Raw genomic sequence first — 21,398 nt, forward strand, 5'->3', positions numbered from 1 at the left:
CTGGATGATAGTGGAGGCGCCGATGCCCGCAACAGTATATCGCCATCGGCTTTTTCTGGCTGGCGCTCTTGTCCTTGCCTTCCTGATCTTGGCTCCGCTGGGTGTTCTCGGTGTCGCTTATTCCGCGTGTCACGCGAGCCCAGGAGGAGGCTGCGGCGACATAGGCTGTGTTGCTTAACGTTATCTGGACGGCGGTGCGCCGTTTGCAGTGGCTGAAACTGCCACGATGGTACACGGCGTTCGCCTGTTTGATAATTATTGGAAACATTCAGGTTGTTATGCAGGCTCCCGCATTGTTTGCGAACCTATCTTGGGAGCCTATGACAACCTTGTTTCTCTCCCTTTTTATTGTTGTTACTCCGCTGTGGATTCCCGAGTTCACCGATCGGGGCGATGTTAGGGCATTTCTGCCTGGCACCCTGTATCTGCTGGGGACTCTTCAATTGGCGAGATTGGCACCGGTGATCCTTTATCCGATGTGGATTCTGCCGGAAGGTCTGCAAATATCATATGCGATCAGACGGGTCTCCTATTGGGGTCCGCTGGGTTTGTTTCCCGACACTGCCCTGACTCTAGCATTCGTAGCGGTATTCCTGACCATGATCGTGCAGTGGCGCCAGTCATGTGCTTGAACTGTATCAGAGTTGCCATGGGCATCGGACCATGCCCGACACGCTTAGAAGACTGAACAGGGTATAAGCCTCCGTCGCGAACCAGCATGATGGTTTGTTCTACTTTGGCCCTATTCGAAAATGCTCGTTTTCGGACAAGTTTGTAATATGCCCGGAAGAGAATTGCCGGTTCTACGGCGGGTATTCAGCCTGGTTTCATCTTGTGGCGGTAGTATCTTTGGGCGCGAACAAGACGTCCCCTCGTCAAATTGTTCGCGCAAAATGAACCGACCCCCGGTTCCCTGGCCCTGCCTCCCCTCACGAGGTAGGGCCTCTCGTTTGGTTGCAGCTCTTTTCAGCGGGTTGCTATTTTCATCCCCTTGCCAGACTCGTGATGCAGTAATTTCATACTGCAATGTGGCACCCAGTTTTCGTGCGTAGAACGCCGGCTTGGCGATCATTTCGACGGGCATCTTTCGGCCTGCCCGGCATTCGTCGGAGAACTTGCGCAGGGTATGCTTGTTACCTCCGCGTCGATACCCTTCCCGACGACGACGTCCAGGGAAAATCGGCGTTGTATCCTGACGGGTTTGAAGGCGTGATCGATCCCTATTTTGCAATTCAGGATCAGCCTTTGTAGGTCACTTTCTTTCGCACAGGACCGATTTAATCGCGGTAGCGGCAACGCCAGTCTCGTCGATTTTGGCTGAACGGTGGTGCTCAGGTGCCAGAGATGATCTGGCTCTGACCGGCCGGATGGACACATCCAGCCAGTCAGAGCCTGGAGCTTTATTTGCCCATCATCTGCTTCGCGTTGTCAGGCGTAATAGCGGTGGTGTCGACCGTTACGGTTGCCGGCACCGACGAAGCGCAGTCCAGCAATATCGACTTTGCCATGTCGATCGCCTCTTTCGCTCCTGTCGGATACGTGAAAGTCGCAGACCAGTCGCCCTTCGCGACCGCTTCGATTCCGCCTGCCGGACCCGGCAGGCCATCGGTGCCGATGATCTTCACGCTCTTTCCGGCACCCTTTGCGGCAAGCAGTGCACCCGCCGCCATCATATCGTTACTGGCATAGACCATCTTGATATCGGGGTGAGCCTGCAGCATGGCGGCGAACGCCGTCTGCGCTTTATCCGGCAGCCAGTCGGCGGCCTGTTCTGCCACGATCTGGATCTTGGAATTGGCCTTCACGCCATCCTTGAAACCATTGAGCCTTTCGACGGCCGGTGTGGAACTTGGCAGCCCTTCCAGCACGGCAGCCTCGCCGCCATCCGGCAGAAGCGTCTTGCTCGTATATTCGCCGGCAGCCAAAGCGATCTTGTAGTTATCTCCTCCGATGAAAGATGTGTAGTCCTTGCCAGCTTCGCCGTTCGTCTTACGATCAAGTTCGACGACCGGGATACCCGCGTCCATCGCCCGCTTGACGGCCGGTGTGAGCGGAGCCGCCTCGAAAGGCGAGATCAACAAAAGGTCAACCTTTTGGGTAATGAAATTGTCAACCTGCGATGTCTGAGTGTTGACGTTGCCGGCCCCGTCGGCAATCTGCAGCGTGAATTGCGGGACTGCCTTGGCGGCTGCCTGCAGTTCATCATTGACGTGCTGGCGGTAGGGTTCCGCGTTGTTTGCCTGCGAGAAGCCGATCACGAATTCGCCATTCTTGGCGCAAGCCTTCACCAGCGGATCAGCAGCCTGGGCCACGCTGGCAATACCAAGGCAAGGACCGGCCAGGAGTGCCATGCGCCAGGCATTCGACAATCGAAGTGCATTCTGTGTCATTACTGTCTCCTCCACATTGATCCCGAATCCACCTTCCGGGAGATGCCGCCACACTACCTGCCCAATCCTTCGCGGCGACGAACGAGGGATTGAAGGACCGCCGCCAGAACGATGATTGCCGCTGTGGCAAGCAACTGCATGGCTGGCGTAATGTTGTTGAGCTGAAGAATATTGGCCAAAGCGCCTAGCATGATCGTGCCGGCGATTGTTCCGACCATGGAACCAGAACCGCCAAAAAGGCTGGTTCCGCCAATGACGACAGCCGCGATGGCCGTCAGTTCGTATCCTGTTCCATCATTGGCACTTCCGAAATTGAACTGCCCAGCATGAACGATGCCAGCAAGCGCCGATGCAAAGCCTGTAATGGCGTAAACGGCGATCTTGATTGCTGAGACCGGAACGCCTGAGATGCGAGCGGCACGCTCGTTTCCGCCGACGGCATAGACGTAGCGGCCGAACCTGGTTGTGTTCAGCACAAGCGTGGCGACACAGGCAAAGATCAGAAAGACGATCGTGGCCACGGGAACGACATTGCCGAATAGTCGACCGCCCAGAATGGCAAAGATGGGTGGAGCGAGACCGGGGCCATCGCCATAGGAGATATTGATATACTGATTGCCCGATACGACGAGCGCAAGTCCACGAGCCGCCTGTAAACCGGCAAGGGTCACGATAAATGCCTCAAGCCGAAACTTGCTTGAAATCGCTCCCTGGATCAACCCGAAACACGTGCCCATCAGCAGCACTGCGAGCACCGTTGTAATCAGCCCGAAACCGCCTGAGACCATCAACGTTGCTGTCACGACGCTCGCAAGACCAAGTGTCGCCCCGACCGAGAGATCAATCCCGGCAGTGATGATCACGAACGTCATTCCGATCGCGATGATGCCAGTTTCGGACACCGCGCGGACGATATTGGCGATGTTGTCGGGTTGAAGGAATAGGATGACACCATGTCGGCGCGGCGAGAAAATGATGCCGCCGGCGAAGACAAGGATAAGGCCGATCAAACTTTGGAAGCGGACCATCACCGCAAGCGGATCAATGCGCTTGGCGGGCTGAATCGCTGGACTGGACGTGATTTGCTGTTCGGACATCAGGCCTCCCTCCCGTTGGCGGCCGCCAGGACTTCATGTTCGCTGACGCCGCCAGAAAACTCGGCAACGCTGCAGCCGTTGCGCAAAACCACTATTCGATCGCATAGACCGATCAGCTCAGGCATTTCGCTCGAAGCGACAAGAATCCCCAATCCCTCGGAAGCAAGCTTGCGCAAGCGGGTGTAGATTTCCCCCTTTGCGCCGACGTCGACGCCGCGTGTCGGCTCGTCGAGAAGCAATAGACGCGGATTGCCCTGCACTTCCTTTGCAAGAACCACCTTCTGTTGATTGCCCCCGGAGAGAGCGCCGACCGCGATACCGGGATTCTTTGGACGGATGTCGAACTGGTCGAAAGACCTCTTGATTGCATCCTCTTGGCGTCGCGCAGACAGCAAGCCATTTGGTGATATCCGGCGGATGATCGACATGACCAGATTGAGACCTACCGACATACGCAGCATAAGGCCGGCCCCACGCCGGTCGTCGGTTACGAATGCCAACCCTGCCCTACGAGCGGCCGCGATCGATTTGAGCGTGGCCGGCCTACCGCCAATCGCAATCTCGCCCTGCCAATGGCCCGGCACGCCTGCTCCGTAGAGAGCGCTCAAAAGCTCGGTTCGACCCGCTCCCATAACGCCAGCGAGCCCAACGATTTCGCCACGCCGAACATCCAGATCGACTTTGACTGGAGCCCGCCAACCGGGAGACGCGCGATGTGGGTGGAAGGAAGCCTGCCGCATCCGCAGGAGTAGGTCACCAACACTGTCTGCGCGGCGCGGATAAAGCTCGTTCAAGGGACGTCCGACGAGAAGCTGCACCAGCTCGGCCTGCGGCGCGTCCGGTTCGGTGACACCAGCCACCTTGCCATCGCGCATGACCGTTACGCGGTGAGCGATCTGGGGAACTTCCTCAAGACGGTGCGAGATATAGACGATGCCAACGCCAGAGGACGCCAGGCCACGCATGATGTCGAACAATCGATCCACTTCGCCAACGGTCAAGGCGGCCGTTGGCTCGTCCATAATGAGGGCTCTCGATGCGTAGGAGAGCGCCTTGACGATGGCGACGACCTGGCGCTGGCCGATGGAAAGCTCGCTTACGAGCTGAGTGGGATCGATAGATTGATCGATCGCTTCCAGTCTTTTGCGCGCCTCGTGCAGCATTGCCTTACCGTCGAGCATGCCATGCGGATGGACAAGCTCGTGCCCGAGAAAGAGATTGGCAGCCACGCTCAGGCTCGGAACGAGGTCTAGCTCCTGGAAGATCGTTGCGATGCCCGCAGCTTGCGCATCGCGCGGGCCGTGAAATCGCGCGGGTTTGCCGGCTATGTAGATCTCTCCCTCGTCCGGTGTATGCACACCGGACAACAGGTTCATCAACGTAGATTTTCCGGCACCATTTTCACCAAGCAGCGCGTGGATTTCGCCAACCTTTAGTTCGAAATCCACCCCGCGCAGCGCCTGAACGCCGCCGAAGCGCTTGACGACACTTTTCGCTGAAAGAACAACCTCGCTCATGCTGCCTCTCCACACGATTCACGCAGCCGCAAAACCGGCGACAGTCGAACGGTTTGGCAGGGGCGGCGCTTGTTGCCTATCCGCTCGATCAGCAAGTCCGCCGCCCTCCGGCCGATCTCATCGCAAGGCTGAGCCATCAGTGTCAGGCGCGGCTCGAAATAATCCGCCCACTCGAAATCATCGATCCCGAGTACGGAAATATCCGCGGGGACGCGAAGTCCGCGTTCCCGAATGGCCCTCATAGCCCCGATCATCGTCAGATTGTTCGACGCAAGAATGGCCGTCGGCGGTTCCTTCAATTCGAGCAGACGGTGCGTCGAAGCAGTGGCGTCAGCAGTGTTGTTATTGCTGTCGCTAATCAGCTCGTCCGGCACCTCTATTCCCTTTTCCGCCATTGCAGCCCGAAAGGCATTCATTCGCTCCACGGTCGTCGCAAAACCGGGCTGCCCAAGAATGATCCCGACTCGTCTATGACGGAGCGTCGCGAGATGATCGACGAGCGTGCGAATGGCAGCGACGTTATCGGTCCCGACCTGGTCGAAACGGCTATCGGACAGCCTGTCAACGAGCACACAGGGAAGGTCGGATTCGATAAGGTAATCCAGCGATTTTTTAGCATCGCCCGAAGGAGCAAGAATAATTCCGTCGACGCGGCGCTGATGCAGATGCTGGACCAGCTCCAGCTCTCGATCTGGGTTATCCTGCGTGTCACACAGGAACACGATCAAGCCTCGCTTGGAACATTCGGCTTCAATCGCGCAGATGATGTCACTGAAGTAAGGGTTCGAAATCGCCGATATCGCGAGGCCGATGGTGCCCGTGGAGGAAAGTTTGAGCGAGCGAGCGAGCGCGTTGGGGATATACCCGATCGCCTCCACGGTTTCCATCACGAGCTTCACCTTCTCGGGCGAGACGTAGCGCGTCTTGTTGAGGACGTGCGAAACCGTGGAGACTGAAACGCCAGCCGCCTTTGCCACTTCGGAAATAGTCGTCATGGGCGCACTCCGGCTCTCGCCAGCAGCGCAACAAACAGGCTTTTCAAAGTATCCTCCCAAGCGGAATTCCAACCTCCAGGAGGCCTCCCAGGATCCGCTAATGTGGCCACGCTAGCGTCATCGAAACGTTTGCGCAATCGTTTTTTTTCTGATTATCGTTCTTATCGGAGATGATCTCCTGGGAGGGAATTGTCATGCTGAAGGGTGTTCCGCCGTTCATTACGGCCGACGTGTTATGGATCATGGCCTCCATGGGTCATGGCGACGAACTGGCGATCGTCGATCGAAACTTCTCGGGCTTTCGTGTGGCGACGCATACCACGAGCGGAAAGCTCCTGATCCTGGAGGGTGTCGATGCACCGACCGCAGTTCGCGGGATCCTTCAGATGATGCCCTTGGACGCTTTCGTTGAGGCGCCTCTCATGCACATGGAAGCGGCCGATGCGCCAGGTGAGCTGCTGGAAGTACACCGAGACGTCATCGCCGAGTGCAGTCAGGCAGAAGGGCGCTTGATAGCGAGCCAGCCCATCGAGAGATTTGCGTACTATCCGATCGCGATGCGATCGTTTGCGGTGATCCAGACGGCTGAATCGCGCCCCTACGGAAACTTCATCCTCAAGAAGGGCGTCGTCTGAGGGTTATCCTTCAAACGATGCGGCGGTCAAAGCCACCGGATAGAAATCGAGCATGCAAGCTAACGCATATTACCTGTATGGCCTTCCGAATATCTGCCGGGCTGTGGCCAAACCGTCAGGCCGTGCGGCTCCACGCCCACTCGAACCTTACTCACGGTACCGGAGGTGGTGTCGAACATATAGACCTCGCCGTCGAAGCGACCGGATAGCCACAATTGTTTGCCATCGGCGCTGACATTTCCCATATCGGGACTGCCACCGCCAGGTACGGGCCATTGTGCGACAACCGAACGGGTGGCGAAATCGATCACCGTTACGCTGCCTGGGCCGTGTGGACCTGCTCGCTTCATATTGTGCGAGCCGCGGTTTGCGACAAAGAGCCGAGTCCCGTCGCGGCTGACGGCAAGCCCGTGACTTCCCACGCCGGTCGGAATGAAACCGATCTCGGTGAAGCTGCTGCCATCAATCATGAAGACGCCGTCATTCATCATATCGGCGACGTAGAAAACCTTGCCATCCGGTGAAAGCCTGATGTCCTGCGGCATCCCTTTCTTAGACAAAGTGAGATTGCCGACGACCTTTTGGGTCGACAAGTCGACTTTCACAAGGCCGCCTCCGGCGAACTCGCAAGTGAAGATGACATAGGAATTGTCGGCAGCAAAATCCGCATGGTTGATGCCATGACAGGCGGGCGTTGGAATAAACGATTTGATCGCCATCGTTTGCGGGTCACGCAATTCGAGCCGTCTGTAGGCCTCATTGACGATGATCGCCGAACTGCCATCCGGCATGAAATACATGTTGTAGGGATCGTCTACCGGAATTGTCTTACCGGGTTTTCCCGTCTTCGGGTCGATGGGTGTGAGGCTGCCCTTGTTTGTGAGGCCGGCGTCGTTGGCAACCCAAAGCGTCTTCAAATCCCAGGAAGGCACGATGTGCTGCGGATGCCGTCCCACTCGGAACCTGTCGACTTCCTTTAACGTCTGGCTGTCGATGACCGATACGCTGTCTGACCCATGATTGGGGACATAGACGCGTGGCAGAGCATCAAGTGTCGCCGGCGCCATGTGGTCGGACGTTGTTTCGCTGTAGATGTTGACGGCCTCATGCGGCGCCGACTGCTCACCGCACGCTTCCGCGCAGGGGTCGGCTGAAGCTGAGGTCGCTTCCAGTGCGACGACACATAGGGCCAATACGAAAATAGCCTTGAAACGATTGTGCTCTCTCGTCATTGCGGCCGCCGATTTGCGATAAACTCACGGATCGCATCGGTCGTCCCATTGACGATCAGATCCACACCGATTTGGCCAAGCTCGCCGGATGATCGCGTCGGATCGCCACCGTAGACGCCGTCAGCCGCGCCAAGCTTCGGAGCCGTTCGGATGCGATCCATGCGGACCATTGATGGATCGATGGCAAGCATAAGCGATGTATCGGCTAACCCGGCGTGCGTCCCGATTTCACTGCTCTTTGCCCCGGAAGACAAAAGCTTCTCGACATAGGCGCCTTGAGTAATCTCGTAATAGTCGAGCGCGGCGAATACTCTGGCCGGCGTATTGCCCCATTCACGGTTCAGACGATCGGCTACCAGACGCTCATCGGCTTGATAGCCTCCGTGATCACCGATCAGGACAATCGTCGTGAAGCCGTGCAGCTTGAAGCTGCGGGCTGCGGAGTCGAGCAACTGTTCAAAAACCTTGTCGCTGATCGAAATCGTGCCCGGAAATTTCATATGCCCAGTCGGCGGATCAATCGAACCTTCGGGAACATACGATATCACAGGCGCAACCAGCGCGTTACCGAGCCGCTCGGCTATCTTTGCGGCAAGATACTTCACGCGCACATCGTGCTTGCCCAGCGCTATAGCGGGACCGCTTTGTTCGACGCCACCGATCGGCACAATGATTGTTGTTGTTCCGGATTTAATAAGGTCGCGCAGTTCCGTCCAGGTTTGGTCTTCAAGCAAGACCGATGCGCCTGAAGGATATGCCGAAAGAAACATAAATGTAGACAAAACAGCGAGATAGATACCAACGAAGGTGAACTTGCCCCGACAAATCATGGTGCCTCACAAATCGAGCTTCACATCCAGCAAAAAATCCGAAGCTGCCCGCCGATGTTTTATAGAAGAGTAAGGTAACGATTGCCTGAATATTCCGGCGCACTTCTTCGATCCGAATGCATCCGCACGGCTGTTCTCGCACCAGGGGTTACGGAGGCCTTTTTTTCAATGCGGAGTGAACGATGGGCCGCGCGACACGGCTGGTTATTTAGAAGCGATGCAGCAACTCTTGCCGTTCCGATTTGCATTGGCATTGCGATTGCGGAATTGCGCTCCATAAATGCAAGGATGGTTGAGCGCCGAATATCTGCCGAGCTGAACGAGTTGATCGTCTTAAGGCCAAGCAAGGAGATGTCTCGTTCCAGGTATGTAGCTAACTCGGTCCGGAGCTGACCAGCGCTTCACGCCGGGCTCAATTCCTGACATATTTCCAGAGAGACGACCAACCGTGGTGGATATCGCCTCATGAATTTGCAAACACGTGAAAAAAGCAACCAGCGCGCACCTGTCGGATCCGTTACTGGGCTTTGCTCCGCGTCCGCCACCATGTTTGCAGTGGGAATGGCCTTTCTGGGTTACTGGGGGGTGTATGAACAGGGGCGCTGGCATACAGTCGATTATATTGTGCTGGTTTTAGCTCTCATCGGATTTGCAGCACTTGGTTTTGTGCCTTGGATTGTGACCACACCTGTAGCGGAGGGGGATGCAGAGAAAGTCGTCGGCGCCAGGCGAGCGATGGCATTGGGGACAATGTTAATCTGGATGGCCGTGGGTATTGCCGTATTTACCTGAGTTGCCCTGAATCGATGGCCCCGACCGCTGCTCGTCCGCGGCCATGAAATGCGCGACATGATCTCGATCACTCGACACGCTTGCACAGCATCCTTTTCTTACACATCTCGCATCTGCATCAGGGGCCTAGAAACAGGCCGGCAAATCACGACTTTCAATTGCCGCTGCCACAATTACGCCTGCTGTTTCCGGGAATTGTCGCCGGCGCGTTATTCGGAAAAGTATAGCTGTGAACATGAAGACTATAAAATTAGCCCTTTTAGCCGCTCTGGCTGTCCTGATGGCAAGCGTCGCCGCACATGCTCAGGAATGGCGGTATTTGTCGGATTATGGCGACGACCCGGATGGCGGCTATGCTGCTCCGCGTTATCGGCGGGAGGCGCCGGACTATCGTGATTATCGGCGTTCCGACGATGGCTATTCCTACCGGGGTGACCCCTATGGCTATTACGACGACGAAGACGGCGATTTCCCGTACCGCCGACGTCCACAGCGGCGGGCATCGATCGATCCGGGTGCAAGCTATCCGCAATTCAATCCTGGCGCCAAAGATGACAGGCGGGCCGGGTTGGCGCGGTCGTCGATCCCACGTACGGTCGTCCCCTTTTCCGGCTACGAACCCGGCACGATCGTGATCTCCACCAAGGAAAAGCGCCTCTATCTTGTGCTCAACGACGGCACTGCTCTCAAATACGGCATTGGTGTCGGCAAGCAGGGCTTCTCCTGGAAGGGCACGCAGACGATCAGCCGCAAGGCGGAATGGCCGGATTGGACGCCGCCGAAGGAAATGATCGCTCGCCGGCCGGAATTACCGGACCACATGGATGGCGGCCTCAACAATCCCCTCGGAGCGAGAGCGCTTTATCTCGGCTCCACCCTCTACCGCATCCATGGCACCAACGAGCCCAATTCGATAGGCAAGGCGGTATCTTCTGGCTGCATCCGAATGGCAAACCCGGATGTGATGGATCTCTATGGCCGGGTCGGCGTGGGAACGAAGGTCGTTGTGCTCTGATTAGGGGCTGCCGGGTGCTGGTGATTGCATTTCGATCAAGCAGCAGACACATCCCTTTTTGTCCGCCGAGGGAGCTGAGTTTGTTCTTGCGCTGTCCGTTGGTTGGTCGCTAAGTCATCTGTGAGCTTTGCGGCCGAGAAGCGACTCGGCCTGATCGAATTCGAGACCCGAAGGCAATTCAATGACTCGACAGCTTTCTCTTCCCCGCGATCGGATTTCCGTGCTTTTGTTGGAAGGCATCAGTCAGAGCGCCGTGGACTATTTTTCGTCGTCTGGCTACGTCAATCTGACTCATCTGCCGAAGGCTCTGGATGACAAGGATCTCAAAAGCCATATAGCCGAGGCGCATATAGTCGGCATTCGTTCACGCACGCATCTGACAGACGAAATTTTCAGCTCCGCCAAAAAGCTTATTGCCGTCGGTTGTTTCTCGGTGGGGACAAACCAGGTCGACCTGGATGCCGCCCGCCGACGCGGGATTCCCGTGTTCAATGCCCCTTATTCGAATACGCGCTCGGTCGCAGAGCTTGTAATCGGCGAGATCATAATGCTGACCAGGCGGATTTTCCCGCGGTCGGCGTCTGCCCATGAAGGCGGATGGGACAAATCCGCCGTAGGCAGCCGCGAGGTACGCGGGAAAACGCTAGGGATCGTAGGCTACGGCAACATCGGTTCGCAGCTCAGCGTTCTTGCGGAAAGCATGGGTATGAACGTTCGCTATTTTGATCCTTCAGACAAGCTCCGCCATGGCAATTCGGAATCGATGGCTTCGCTCGGCGAGCTTCTCGCAATCTCAGACTTCGTGACGATGCATGTTCCAGAAACCAGTTCGACGCAAAACATGATCACTGAGGCCGAGCTGCGGAGAATGAAAAAGGGAGCCTTTTTCATCAATAATTCCCGCGGCACCGTGGTCGATCTTGGGGCGCTTGCGAAGGTTTTGAAGGACGGACATCTTGCAGGCGCGGCCGTGGACGTGTTCCCGAAGGAGCCGGCATCCAATAAGGAGCGCTTCGAAACGCCGCTGCAGGGTTTGGACAATGTCATTCTCACTCCACATATTGGCGGGTCGACCGAAGAGGCCCAAGAGCGCATTGGAATGGAAGTTTCCAGGAAGCTGGTCGAGTACTCAGACGTCGGCTCGACGCTGGGTGCAGTCAATTTCCCCCAGGTTCAATTGCCGCCACGTCCAAACGGCACGCGTTTCATCCACGTTCATGAAAATCGCCCTGGTATCCTAAACAGCCTGAATGTGATTTTTTCGTCCCGTGGGCTCAATATCGTCGGCGAGTTCCTGCAGACGTATGGCGAAACGGGATACGTGGTCATTGAAGCCGAGGGTGCTGACCAGGCAGCGGGTGACATACTTGATGCGCTTCGCCAGATTCCGGGAACGATACGAGCTCGATTGCTTTACTGACGCCTGGCGATCAAAAGAAGTTAGAATCCACGCCACGACGGCGAGTTTCGTCTCTTTGGAAAAGCCAATAGTGTGGAAGAGCCGTGACATGTCGACCGGCGTGGGCGGCTCGCGGTCATTGTGATGAAGAAGTTCTCATCGACGCCGCGCCAAGATTGCGACACTCGGCGCGGCTTTTATGGATGGTCAATTTTGCTTGCTGATCGTGGCGTCGTTTACTGCTGAGCAGGCGCGGATTTCTGAAGCTTGTCCTGAACTTTCTTAACGAGCACCGGGTCCTTCTGGGCAGCCGCTAGAATTGTCCTGTATTCGTCTACCGAGATGCCTGGAGAGGTCTGGACGGCCTGCACCATCTGTTTGCTTGCCTCGGTCTGTAACTGTTGCTTTGCGGTTGGATCCGACGTTGCTCCGATCTTGGCCGAATATTCCTGCCTGATCTTGTCCACCTGCTGATACGCGACCGCAAAAGCCTCGATCTTTTGATCGCTGACGGCCGCAGCCGCACTATTGCTCTCTGGTTGTTGTCCTTGCGTCGGCTTCTCTTGCGTTGCTTGCTGTGCGGACGCGGGATTGCCGAGAAACATCAAGCTCAAGGCGGCAGCGGTCAACGATGCGGCAGGGATACGAGTGATCATCTTAATTCCTCTTTGGGAGTACGGGGAGAACACCTCTTTGATGGCGTAGAGCGAGTGGCGGCATATCGCATTGATTTGGCCGCCGGTTAGGGTTGAAGAACGATCTGACGACAATGTGACCGTCAAACGTTTTCTATGGGGCAATAGCGCGGCGATCTGCTGACCACAGCGCGACCGCTTTATGGCGGTTACGAACTGACCCTATGCTTTTTCTTGTCCTCGTGGCATTCCACCGCAGGCGGCAGTCTTTGCATAAAGCCGGGGCCCAAGCTCAGCCCGTTACGCGCCTACCCATCGCTTGATCATCCGAGCGCTGCCCCGCTTCATCAGAGCGACGAGCCAGGTATTCGAACAGCCTGGCCACCGCTTCCGCACCGGGATCGATGTGGCCTTCGAGTTGCTTGGCATTGATGTATGCGGCGCGCCCGGCCTTGGCGTGAACGAGTGTCGCGGTTAGGTCTGCGCCGGCGCGCGCTGCTGCTGCTGCTGCGGAGAATCCTTCGTCGAGTGCATCCAATGCGGGCAAGAGAGCATCGACCATCGTTCGATCTCCCAGGCGCGCACCACCGATCTCCTGCATTCGGGACAGGCCTGCCTTCAGCGCTTCGCGCATAGTCAGCCCGCTCGACGCGCCGTCACCGGCCGCGGCAAAGAAGATCGCGAGAAGTACGCCCGACGAGCCGCCCATGGTCTGGCTGAGTTCCTGCCCCATGGCGCGGAAAAGCTGCGTATGATCTGAAAGGGGAAGACGGTCGAGCGCCTCGATGAGGGCTCGCGCGGCTCCAGCGAGCGTCGAACCGGTATCACCGTCGCCCGACTTGGCATCGAGAGCATTCAGATCCCCCTCTGCCTCGATGAGAAGGTTACAGCAATCTGTCAGGAACAGGCGCGTGGGTTCGTGCCTGGACGCCAGCGGGGCGATGGGCGTCAGTCCGTCCGGGAGCGAAAGGACGGCAACGGGTTTGATGGCGGTGACGCCCGGCCAGGCGGGAAGAGCAACCGGCTTGGACAACAGCGCCAGCTCTGTTTTGTCGGCGGGAAAGACCGAGATGGAAAAGCCTTGCATGTCGAGCGACGTCATCATCGCAGCCGGTCCGATGATGTGCGAAATCTTGCCTGCGATAGCCGATTGGGCGAGTTCGTGAACCACGACCGACATTTCGAGGATCGATGTGCCACCAAGATTGTTGACGAGGACGACATGGGGCCTGTCGTCCATCGCTGCGGCAAGGCGCTCCACCATCGCAGCAACCGCTGCTCTCGCACCGGAATACTCGATCTGCTCGACGCCGGCCTCGCCGTGAATGCCGAGGCCGAGTTCGGCGCGACCTTCGGGAATTCGGTTTTCCTTCGGGGAGCCGGGCACGGTGCAAGTGTCGAGCGACATTCCGATCGAGCTGGTGGCGGCGATGACCTTGCGCACGGCTTCGGCAACGGTCTCGAGATCAGCACCGCTCTCTGCCAGAGCACCGGCGATCTTGTGAACGAAAAGCGTTCCGGCCACGCCGCGGGACTGCGGCAGATCGGGCAGCGCAATGTCGTCATCGACGATAACCATGGTGACGTTCAGACCGAAGGCGCGGGCGCGTTCGGCCGCCAGACCGAAGTTGAGGCGGTCGCCAGTATAGTTTTTCACGATGAGCAAGCAGCCGACCGGTCCGGTGACAGCCAGGATACCGGCGAGGATCGCATCGACGCTGGGGGACGCAAACACGTCTCCACAGACGGCGGCAGTGAGCATGCCCCTGCCGACGAAACCGGCGTGCGCGGGCTCGTGACCAGAGCCGCCGCCAGAGACGATCGCCACCTTGCTCTTGTCCCAGTCCGAACGGACGACGACGCGGATATGCGGATAGCCGTCGACGCGGCTGAGTGCGCCGCCGGATGCGGCCAGAAGGCCGTCGATCGCTTCGGTGACTGCGTTTTCCTTGCTGTTGAGGAACTGTGACATTCTCGCCTCCCTTAAACTAAGCGCATGCCGGCCGCGTCGAAATAGAGCGGCTTGTTCGGCTGGATCTTAATGGTTTCGCCACCCTTGAGCCTGGTATGGGCATCGGTAACGGTTATCAGATTGTGTTTCTGGAACGAAAGATGCAGGCGGGTCTGATCGCCGAGATGCTCGACGCGCGTAACAGTCGCCTCCTGTCCATCGCCTTGATCGATATGTTCCGGGCGTAAGCCTATCGATTTGGCCCTCGCCGGCGCGCCGGGGAAAAGCTCGGCAGGAACGACGTTGATGCGGGGCTGCCCGAGGCGCGTCGCGGCGTAGACGCTGACCGGCTGTTCGTAGATTTCGCGCGGAGAACCGAACTGGACGAGCCTGCCCTCGTGAAGAACGCCGACATGGGTTGCCATGGTCATCGCCTCGACTTGATCGTGGGTGACATAAAGCAGCGTCGCACCGGATTTAGCCTGAATGCTTTTGAGTTCGACACGCAGATCGGCGCGCAGTTTCGCATCAAGTGAGCTCAACGGCTCATCCATCAGATAGATCTGCGGGTTTCTGACCAGCGCGCGTCCGATCGACACGCGCTGCATCTCGCCGCCGGAAAGCGCCGTCGCCTTGTTGTCGAGCTTGTGGGAGATCTGGAGAATTTCCGCGATCGCATGCACTTTCTCGTCGATCGTCCGTTGCGGCGTCTTCAGCAGCGGCGACTTCAGGGGGAATTCCAGATTCTGGCGGACCGATAGATGCGGATAGAGCGAATATTGCTGGAACACCATCGCAACGTTGCGCTGCGCCGGCGTCAGCCCACGCATGGACCGTCCGCCGATCATGACCTCGCCGACGTCGGGATTATCGAGACCCGACACCATCCGCAACGTCGTCGTCTTGCCCGCACCCGTCGGTCCGAGGAGGACGACGAACGAGCCGTCAGGGACGATCATCGAGACCTCATCGAGTGCCCGATGGCCGGCGAAGGATTTGGTGATGTTTTTCAGGATAACCTCAGCCACGGCGCAACACTCCCTCGTTGGCCTCGGAAACAAGCGCGTTTCCGGTCGCAGAGTCAAAGATCGTCAGGTTTCTGGAATCGAAGTCCAGGCCAATCAGGTCGTCGACGCGTGCGGATTGGTTGGATGGTGTACGGGCCTTGATCTCGCCATGCGGCGTATCGATCGTGACGATCTGCGTCGTGCCGAGATATTCAACCGCGACAACCCGCCCTCTGTAAGCAGAACCGTCGTTAAACCTGGTATGCTCCGGCCTGACGCCGAGCGCCAGTTTGCCAAGACGTTCGTCACGAGATTCCGGCACCTTGACCCTGTGTCCCGAGAGGGTCACGAAGTTGCTGCCTGCTGTAATCGAGCCCTCGAATTCCAGGAAATTCATTGGCGGCGAGCCGATGAATTTTGCGACGAATTTCGTCGCCGGCCAGTCGTAGATCTGTTGGGGCTTACCGAACTGTTCGACGACACCGTGGTTCATCACCACGATCTTGTCGCCCATCTGCATGGCTTCCAACTGGTCATGGGTCACATAGACAGTGGTGGCGCCCATGCGGTCGTGCAAAGCCCGCAGTTCTTCCGCCATATGCTCGCGGAACTCGGCATCGAGAGCGCCCAAAGGCTCGTCCATGAAGAAGGCTTTCGGATTGCGCACGATGGCACGACCAAGCGCGACGCGCTGCCGGTCGCCACCGGAGAGGCCGCCGACGGGCTTGTCGAGGATGTTTTCGATCCTCAGGATCTTGGCCACTTCCGCGACCCGCGTGGCGACTTCCGCCTTTCTCATGCCTTGGCTGACCAGCGGATAGGAGATGTTCTTGCGGACGTTCATGTGCGGATAAAGAGCAAACATCTGGAAGACGAAGGCGATATCGCGCTCACTTGCCCTCTTCATGCCCACCTCTTCGCCACCGATGTAGATTTCGCCACTGGTTGGAAGCTCGAGGCCGGCCATCATCCGAAGCGTCGTCGTCTTCCCGCATCCCGACGGTCCGAGAAGCATGAAGAATTCGCCATCCTCGACGGTGAAGGTGGAGGATTTGACCGCGTTGAACGCCCCAAAATCCTTGCGCACATTCTGAATTCTGATCTGTGCCATGGGTTCACTCCGGGAAATGGCTGACGATGATGAACATGACCGTTCCGACCAGCGTCACGAGGAAAGAGTAGGAGTAGAGCGACAGCGACAGGGGCTGCATCAGCATGACGACGCCAAGCGCAATCAGGACTGACGCCAGCATTTCCCATGCATCGCGGCGCAAGCGGATTAGGCGATTGAGAAAGGTCGTCATTTGCGTACCGCTCCAAAGGTAATGCCACGCAAGAGATGTTTACGAAGCAGGATGGTGAAGACCATGACCGGAACCAGGAAGATGGTTGCACCGGCGGCGACGGCTGGCCAATCCTGGCCGCTGACGCCGATGATGGTCGGGATGAACGGCGGCGCCGTCTGGGCATTGCCGGATGTGAGCAGCACCGCAAAGGCATATTCGTTCCAGGCGAAGATCAGGCAGAAGATCGCGGTTGAGGCGATGCCGGTGACGGCCTGCGGCAGCACGACTTTGTAAAAGGCCTGGAAGCGCGTGTAGCCGTCGATCAACGCAGCCTCCTCATATTCGATCGGGATTTCATCGATGAAACCCTTGAGCAACCAAACGGAGAGGGACAGGTTGACGGCCGTGTAGAGCAGGATCATGCCGGCATGCGTGTCGCTGAGGCCGAGCGATCGGAACATCAGGAAGATCGGGATCGCGACGGCAATCGGCGGCATCATGCGGGTCGAAAGAATGAAGAACAGCAAGTCGTCCTTCAGCGGCACCTTGAAGCGCGAGAAGGCATAAGCGGCCGCCGTACCGAGCACGATGCACAGAACCGTCGAGCCGAAGCCGATGATGACGGAATTATAGAACCGCTCGGCAAAGCGGGAGGCGCCGGTAATGATCACCCCATCCTTGCGAACCAATTTGTCATACCAGGTCGTTGGCTCGCCGAGCGCCTTGAGCTGATCCTCAGGCACACGGGTACGGGTGGTGAAGAGGTTGACGTATCCTTCCACCGTCGGCTGGAAGACCAGTTTCGGCGGGTAGGCAATTGCGTCGGCCGGCGATTTGAAACCGGTCGCGATGATCCACAACAGCGGAAGAAGCGTGATGACGGAATAGAGGACGACCAGAATACCGGCAAACCACTTCTGACGCCCTGATGGCTCGGTTACGGAATAGCTGCTCATCGTTGTTTCACCTTGTTCAGAGCTTTGACATAGATCGACGCGAGGCCGAAAACGGTGACGAAAAGAATGACGGCATAGGCGGACGCGTAGCCGGTGCGCCATTGCTCGAAAGCGGCGCGCTTCAGGTTGATGGACGTCAGCTCGGTGATCGATCCCGGACCGCCACCGGTCAATTGCACCACCAGATCGAACATCTTGAAATTCTCGATCCCGCGGAAGAGGACGGCCAGCATCAGGAATGGCAGCACCATCGGGATGGTAATGGTCCAGAATTGCCGCCATTTGCTGGCGCGGTCACATTCGGCCGCCTCGTAGATGCTGTTCGGAATGGAGCGCAGTCCCGCAAGGCAAATCAGCATCACGAAGGGCGTCCACATCCAGGTGTCCACAATGACGATCGCCCAGGGCGCAAGCTGGGTGCTCGCAATCATCGAGAAGCTGGAGGGGTCTTGTCCTGTCAAGAAGCCAACCACGTAGTTGAAGAGACCGATTTGCGGCTGGTACAGGAACGTCCAGAAATTGCCGACGACTGCGGGGCTCAGCATCATCGGGAGCACGATGATCGTCGTCCAAAGGTCGTTGCCGCGGAACTTCTTGTTGATCAGGTAGGCGAGCGAAAAGCCGATCAGCACCTGCAGGACGATGGTCCAGATCAGGAAATGCGCGGTCGCCTGCATGCTCTGCCAGATATCGCTGTCTGCCAGGATGTTGATGTAGTTCCGCAAGCCGACGAACTCTATCGGCGCGTTAGGCCGGTTCACCCGGAAGTTCGTGAAACTGAGCCGAATCGTCCAAATCAATGGAAAGATGTTTATGGCAAGCAGCAACACAATCGACGGCGCTACGAAGAGCCAGGCTATGGCGCGATCAGATAGGCCCCTGACGCGGGTCGCGATTGCAGGCGGAGTCGCACTGGCGATCCGATCGATCGGTGAGTGGAGCATGTCCGTCTCCTTGGCATAAAGATGATGATAGGCAGGGCCGGTTCGGTCCGCGTGGCCGGCCCTGCGCGACGCTCACTGCTGGGAGGAAGCGGTGTTAGCGTCAGTATTTTCCGTCGTCCTGGAAGACGCCCTTCCAATCCTTCACCAGGCCGTTGAGAGCGTCTTTCGCGCTACCCTGGTTGGCGATCACATAGTCGTGGAAGCGTTTCTGCGACGCCTGCAGAAGGGATGCGTAGGACGGCTCGGCCCAGAAATCCTTCACGATCGCCATCGAATCCAGGAACGGCTTGGCGTAGGGCTGGCTGGAAGCGAAACTCGGGTCGTCGACGACCGCGTTCAAGGCTGAATAGCCGCCGAGCTTCCACCATTTCTGCTGGATCTCGGGTTGGCCGAACCACTTGATGTATTCGAGCGCTTCCGTCTTTTTGTCGGAGGCGGAAACTACGGAAATACCCTGGCCGCCGAGCTGGGCGAACTGAACGCCATTCGGGCCGGCCGGATTGGGGAAGTAGCCTGACTTGTTACCACCGACGTTGGCGTCGGCGCTGATGCCCGGCCAGGTGAAGGTGAAGTTCATCTGCAAGGCGACCTGGCCGGACTTATAGGCATCGACGTCTTCGGTCATGTAGGCGTCGGAATGGCCGGGCGGTGTGCAACAGTCGTAGAGTTTCTTGTATTCCTCGAGGCCGGCGACCGCTCCGGGCGAGTTGACGAAGCCTTCAAGATCGTAGGGCTTCTTCGGATTCTGATATTCGAAGCCGTAGCTATAGAGCGCGTTCATGGCGCCCATGGTAATGCCTTCGGAGCCGCGTTCGGTATAGATGGCAGCACCATAGACCTTCTTGCCGTCGATCTCACGGCCCTGGAAGAACTGGGCGATATCCATCAGCTCGTCCCAAGTCTTCGGAACGGCGAGATCACGGTTATACTTCTTCTTGAATTCGGCCTGCAATTCCGGCCGCGAGAACCAGTCCTTTCGGTAGGTCCAGCCGACGACGTCACCAAAGGCCGGCATTGCCCAATAGTTCGGCGTATTCTTCGGCCACTCGGCATAGCCGACCACGGTCGCCGGGATGAAGTCGTCCATCTTGATTCCTTCCTTGTTGAAGAAATCGTTGAGCTTGACGTATTGCCCATTCTCGGCGGCCCCACCGATCCACTGGCTGTCGCCGATCAGCAGGTCGCAAAGCTTGCCGCCGGAATTCAGTTCGTTGAGCATACGGTCGGCGTAGTTCGGCCACGGCACGAACTCGTAGTGCATCTTGTTGCCGGTCTTCTTCTCGAAATCCTTGCTGAGCTCCACGAGCGCATTGGCGGGATCCCAGGCTGCCCAGCAGAGGGTAAGGTCTGCGGCCTGGGCATGCGAAGCCGTACCTGCAGACACAGCGATATACATCCCGGCAGCGAGTGCCGAGTTCATCAATAGAGATTTCATAACTGGGATCCTCCCGTTGAACCTCTCGACCTCCATCGAGAGGGTAAATGAAAGCGTTGCGGCAAGGGCGTTGCGAAACGCATTCCCGAGCCGGTTTCTCGACTTCCTTTTCAGTTCTGGCCGCCGAGGCCGTCACAACAAATTAATAACTGAGGTGCGGACCTCAATGCAAGCAAATTTTGAGGTCCGCACATCAATTCTTGCATTTTTCAATTTTTTGGGAGAGATGTGACTGACTGAAAATCGATTGGAGCCTACATGCGGCCAACAGCAAAAGACCTCGCGGAAGCGGCCGGCGTCAGTCTCGCGACCGTGGATCGCGTCCTGAACGACCGCCCGAATGTGAGCAAGAAAACGGTCCGCAGCGTTCACGAAGCCATTGAACGCATTGGCTTTATTCGCAATCCCGCCGCCGTCAGCCTGGCGCGCAATAAAAGCTATCGCTTCAGGTTCGTCTTGCCCAAGTCAGGCGATCTTTATCTTCGCGAGCTTTTACGCCGAGTGGAGGATTTGGGGGCGGCCCTCAAGGCGGACCTGACGGATATCGACTATGTTCAAATCCCGACCGAAGACGCCCACGGCATTGCCAAGTACCTCGCTGGGATAGGCGAAGACGAGCTCGATGGCGTCGCCCTCATGGCGCCGGAGTCGCCCCAAGTGCGCGATGCTTTGGCGCGTCTCCTCGAAAGAGACATCAAGGTCGTGCAATTTCTATCGGGTCAGGAAAAGCTTCCAGCGGCCGATTTCGTGGGCGTGGACAACTTCGCGGCTGGGGCAACCGCCGGGAAGTTGATAGGCACGTTTGTCTGCCGGGCGCCGGGCAAGGTGATGGTTGTTGCAGACACGATGCAATCGCTCGACAGCATTCAGCGCCGGCACGGTTTCGACACCATAATCAATGAGCAATTTCCGAACCTTAGGTCTCTTCCATCCATCGAGACCCATGCTGACGAAAAACGCGCAAACCAGATCATTGCTCGTGTCCTCGAAAACAACAGGGATATCATTGCCGTCTATGTACTGAGCTCAGAAGCGCGCGTGCCCCTTGCGGCAGCCGCCGCGAACATTGATCTCGTCAATCTCTCGGTGGTCGTCCACGAGCGTACGCCCTTCAGCGAGGAAGCGCTACGCGACGGCCGCATTGATGCCGTCATCGCCCAGGACCCCGGTCACGCGGTGCGCAGCGCCATCCGCATCATGCGGGCCCGCGCGGACGCACGCGAGCCGCTGGCCGAACAAGAACGCATCAGGATCGAGGTCCTTCTCAAAGAAAATCTTTAGG

20 protein-coding genes are annotated in these 21,398 nt (G+C 57.7%); 6 read left to right on the top strand and 14 right to left on the bottom strand.

Annotated features, from left to right (window positions below; genetic code table 11):
- Window positions 1-167 precede the first annotated feature (167 nt).
- Window positions 168-632 (top strand): hypothetical protein, encoded by a 465-nt coding sequence (locus QD357_RS29250; RefSeq protein WP_414125635.1) that lies wholly within the window; start codon window positions 168-170, stop codon window positions 630-632.
- Between the two features lie 768 nt (window positions 633-1,400).
- On the opposite strand, the gene QD357_RS29255 is transcribed toward QD357_RS29250, so the two are convergent.
- Genes QD357_RS29255 through QD357_RS29270 form a run of 4 tightly spaced genes read right to left on the bottom strand, consistent with a single transcriptional unit; the run spans window position 1,401 to window position 5,999 of the window.
- Complete coding sequence (locus tag QD357_RS29255) at window positions 1,401-2,390, bottom strand: substrate-binding domain-containing protein (RefSeq protein ID WP_183938692.1); 990 nt, start codon at window positions 2,388-2,390, stop codon at window positions 1,401-1,403.
- A 53-nt stretch (window positions 2,391-2,443) separates the two neighbouring features.
- The gene (locus QD357_RS29260; protein ID WP_183938691.1) at window positions 2,444-3,487 is read right to left on the bottom strand and encodes an ABC transporter permease; all 1,044 of its coding nucleotides are present in this window, start codon (window positions 3,485-3,487) and stop codon (window positions 2,444-2,446) included.
- Window positions 3,487-5,004, bottom strand: coding sequence for a sugar ABC transporter ATP-binding protein (locus QD357_RS29265; RefSeq protein WP_414125636.1), 1,518 nt, complete (start codon window positions 5,002-5,004; stop codon window positions 3,487-3,489). The genes QD357_RS29260 and QD357_RS29265 overlap by 1 nt, the downstream gene beginning before the upstream one ends.
- Entirely contained in the window at window positions 5,001-5,999 is a 999-nt protein-coding gene (locus QD357_RS29270; protein WP_414125653.1) for a LacI family DNA-binding transcriptional regulator, read from the bottom strand. Before QD357_RS29270 ends, QD357_RS29265 begins: the two co-directional genes overlap by 4 nt.
- Before the next feature lie 194 nt (window positions 6,000-6,193).
- Here QD357_RS29270 and QD357_RS29275 point away from each other — a divergent pair, with 194 nt between their 5' ends.
- Complete coding sequence (locus QD357_RS29275; protein WP_183938688.1) at window positions 6,194-6,634, top strand: RbsD/FucU family protein; 441 nt, start codon at window positions 6,194-6,196, stop codon at window positions 6,632-6,634.
- 59 nt (window positions 6,635-6,693) lie between these two features.
- Here the strand turns inward: QD357_RS29275 and QD357_RS29280 are convergent, their stop codons facing one another.
- Both QD357_RS29280 and QD357_RS29285 read right to left on the bottom strand, forming a co-directional pair.
- Window positions 6,694-7,866 carry a YncE family protein gene (locus QD357_RS29280; RefSeq protein WP_183938687.1) on the bottom strand — a complete coding sequence of 391 codons (1,173 nt, stop codon included), beginning with the start codon at window positions 7,864-7,866 and terminating at the stop codon, window positions 6,694-6,696.
- The gene (locus tag QD357_RS29285) at window positions 7,863-8,600 is read right to left on the bottom strand and encodes a creatininase family protein (RefSeq protein WP_414125637.1); all 738 of its coding nucleotides are present in this window, start codon (window positions 8,598-8,600) and stop codon (window positions 7,863-7,865) included. The genes QD357_RS29280 and QD357_RS29285 overlap by 4 nt, the downstream gene beginning before the upstream one ends.
- Window positions 8,601-9,161: 561 nt before the next feature.
- On the opposite strand from QD357_RS29285, the gene QD357_RS29290 reads away from it, so the two are divergent.
- From QD357_RS29290 to serA, 3 genes are all read left to right on the top strand, one after another.
- On the top strand, window positions 9,162-9,488 hold the full coding sequence (locus QD357_RS29290; protein ID WP_183938685.1) for a hypothetical protein: 327 nt from the start codon (window positions 9,162-9,164) through the stop codon (window positions 9,486-9,488).
- Between the two features lie 280 nt (window positions 9,489-9,768).
- Entirely contained in the window at window positions 9,769-10,503 is a 735-nt protein-coding gene (locus tag QD357_RS29295) for a L,D-transpeptidase (protein WP_414125638.1), read from the top strand.
- A 181-nt stretch (window positions 10,504-10,684) separates the two neighbouring features.
- Window positions 10,685-11,923 (top strand): phosphoglycerate dehydrogenase, encoded by a 1,239-nt coding sequence (gene serA, locus QD357_RS29300; protein ID WP_183938684.1) that lies wholly within the window; start codon window positions 10,685-10,687, stop codon window positions 11,921-11,923.
- 215 nt (window positions 11,924-12,138) lie between these two features.
- On the opposite strand, the gene QD357_RS29305 is transcribed toward serA, so the two are convergent.
- From QD357_RS29305 to QD357_RS29340, 8 genes are all read right to left on the bottom strand, one after another.
- The gene (locus QD357_RS29305; protein ID WP_414125639.1) at window positions 12,139-12,558 is read right to left on the bottom strand and encodes a DUF4168 domain-containing protein; all 420 of its coding nucleotides are present in this window, start codon (window positions 12,556-12,558) and stop codon (window positions 12,139-12,141) included.
- Between the two features lie 271 nt (window positions 12,559-12,829).
- Window positions 12,830-14,509: a dihydroxyacetone kinase subunit DhaK gene (locus tag QD357_RS29310; RefSeq protein ID WP_414125640.1), complete on the bottom strand. Its 1,680-nt coding sequence runs from the start codon at window positions 14,507-14,509 to the stop codon at window positions 12,830-12,832.
- Between the two features lie 11 nt (window positions 14,510-14,520).
- Window positions 14,521-15,516, bottom strand: a complete 996-nt coding sequence (locus QD357_RS29315) for an ABC transporter ATP-binding protein (protein WP_414125641.1) — start codon at window positions 15,514-15,516, stop codon at window positions 14,521-14,523.
- The gene (locus QD357_RS29320) at window positions 15,509-16,606 is read right to left on the bottom strand and encodes an ABC transporter ATP-binding protein (RefSeq protein ID WP_183938680.1); all 1,098 of its coding nucleotides are present in this window, start codon (window positions 16,604-16,606) and stop codon (window positions 15,509-15,511) included. The genes QD357_RS29315 and QD357_RS29320 overlap by 8 nt, the downstream gene beginning before the upstream one ends.
- A gap of 4 nt (window positions 16,607-16,610) precedes the next feature.
- Window positions 16,611-16,799, bottom strand: a complete 189-nt coding sequence (locus QD357_RS29325) for a hypothetical protein (RefSeq protein WP_183938679.1) — start codon at window positions 16,797-16,799, stop codon at window positions 16,611-16,613.
- A complete protein-coding gene (locus tag QD357_RS29330; RefSeq protein WP_183938678.1) occupies window positions 16,796-17,737 on the bottom strand; it encodes a carbohydrate ABC transporter permease in 942 nt (313 codons plus the stop codon). Before QD357_RS29330 ends, QD357_RS29325 begins: the two co-directional genes overlap by 4 nt.
- Entirely contained in the window at window positions 17,734-18,681 is a 948-nt protein-coding gene (locus QD357_RS29335; RefSeq protein WP_414125642.1) for a carbohydrate ABC transporter permease, read from the bottom strand. The genes QD357_RS29330 and QD357_RS29335 overlap by 4 nt, the downstream gene beginning before the upstream one ends.
- A 100-nt stretch (window positions 18,682-18,781) precedes the next feature.
- Window positions 18,782-20,116 carry an ABC transporter substrate-binding protein gene (locus QD357_RS29340; protein WP_183938676.1) on the bottom strand — a complete coding sequence of 445 codons (1,335 nt, stop codon included), beginning with the start codon at window positions 20,114-20,116 and terminating at the stop codon, window positions 18,782-18,784.
- A gap of 258 nt (window positions 20,117-20,374) precedes the next feature.
- Here QD357_RS29340 and QD357_RS29345 point away from each other — a divergent pair, with 258 nt between their 5' ends.
- Window positions 20,375-21,397: a LacI family DNA-binding transcriptional regulator gene (locus QD357_RS29345; RefSeq protein ID WP_183938675.1), complete on the top strand. Its 1,023-nt coding sequence runs from the start codon at window positions 20,375-20,377 to the stop codon at window positions 21,395-21,397.
- The last annotated feature ends 1 nt before the right edge of the window (window position 21,398 follow it).

Source organism: Rhizobium sp. BR 317 (assembly GCF_047445835.1).
GTDB lineage: Bacteria > Pseudomonadota > Alphaproteobacteria > Rhizobiales > Rhizobiaceae > Rhizobium > Rhizobium paranaense.

Coding starts and splice junctions, on each gene's coding strand:
- QD357_RS29330 (WP_183938678.1), bottom strand. CDS start 17,737: ATGAGCAGCTATTCCGTAACCGAGCCATCAGGGCGTCAGAAGTGGTTT.
- QD357_RS29290 (WP_183938685.1), top strand. CDS start 9,162: ATGAATTTGCAAACACGTGAAAAAAGCAACCAGCGCGCACCTGTCGGA.
- QD357_RS29325 (WP_183938679.1), bottom strand. CDS start 16,799: ATGACGACCTTTCTCAATCGCCTAATCCGCTTGCGCCGCGATGCATGG.
- QD357_RS29345 (WP_183938675.1), top strand. CDS start 20,375: ATGCGGCCAACAGCAAAAGACCTCGCGGAAGCGGCCGGCGTCAGTCTC.
- QD357_RS29295 (WP_414125638.1), top strand. CDS start 9,769: ATGGCAAGCGTCGCCGCACATGCTCAGGAATGGCGGTATTTGTCGGAT.
- serA (WP_183938684.1), top strand. CDS start 10,685: ATGACTCGACAGCTTTCTCTTCCCCGCGATCGGATTTCCGTGCTTTTG.
- QD357_RS29335 (WP_414125642.1), bottom strand. CDS start 18,681: ATGCTCCACTCACCGATCGATCGGATCGCCAGTGCGACTCCGCCTGCA.
- QD357_RS29260 (WP_183938691.1), bottom strand. CDS start 3,487: ATGTCCGAACAGCAAATCACGTCCAGTCCAGCGATTCAGCCCGCCAAG.
- QD357_RS29255 (WP_183938692.1), bottom strand. CDS start 2,390: ATGACACAGAATGCACTTCGATTGTCGAATGCCTGGCGCATGGCACTC.
- QD357_RS29280 (WP_183938687.1), bottom strand. CDS start 7,866: ATGACGAGAGAGCACAATCGTTTCAAGGCTATTTTCGTATTGGCCCTA.
- QD357_RS29305 (WP_414125639.1), bottom strand. CDS start 12,558: ATGATCACTCGTATCCCTGCCGCATCGTTGACCGCTGCCGCCTTGAGC.
- QD357_RS29320 (WP_183938680.1), bottom strand. CDS start 16,606: ATGGCACAGATCAGAATTCAGAATGTGCGCAAGGATTTTGGGGCGTTC.
- QD357_RS29310 (WP_414125640.1), bottom strand. CDS start 14,509: ATGTCACAGTTCCTCAACAGCAAGGAAAACGCAGTCACCGAAGCGATC.
- QD357_RS29275 (WP_183938688.1), top strand. CDS start 6,194: ATGCTGAAGGGTGTTCCGCCGTTCATTACGGCCGACGTGTTATGGATC.
- QD357_RS29265 (WP_414125636.1), bottom strand. CDS start 5,004: ATGAGCGAGGTTGTTCTTTCAGCGAAAAGTGTCGTCAAGCGCTTCGGC.
- QD357_RS29270 (WP_414125653.1), bottom strand. CDS start 5,999: ATGACGACTATTTCCGAAGTGGCAAAGGCGGCTGGCGTTTCAGTCTCC.
- QD357_RS29340 (WP_183938676.1), bottom strand. CDS start 20,116: ATGAAATCTCTATTGATGAACTCGGCACTCGCTGCCGGGATGTATATC.